At 37.4% G+C, this 246-nt stretch carries 1 protein-coding gene; it reads left to right on the top strand.

Annotated features, from left to right (window positions below; genetic code table 11):
* The coding region (locus PPOP_RS24705; RefSeq protein WP_234399885.1) for a hypothetical protein at nucleotides 1–246 on the top strand (246 nt) is incomplete at both ends.

The raw sequence follows: 246 nt of genomic DNA on the forward strand, positions 1-246 counted from the left end.
AGGGAATTTAATTTTTAATCCATTACAACAGTCAATAGATAGTAAACGAATTCTTCGATATAGCCTAAAGGATCAAAAAAAGATCTTTGGGGAAGAACCTTTTGAAGCAGGACAAGCAGCTATGCACCTCGAACGATTCTTTTATGTAAATCAACTAGAACACTCACACGAGAAAACAAAAGTGAATTGGGACGTTGTCACATCGCCTGTGTCTGCTCGTAATCGTTCTCAATCAAGTACATACTC

It is taken from the genome of Paenibacillus popilliae ATCC 14706, assembly GCF_000315235.1.
In the GTDB taxonomy this organism is placed as follows: Bacteria; Bacillota; Bacilli; order Paenibacillales; family Paenibacillaceae; genus Paenibacillus_B; species Paenibacillus_B popilliae.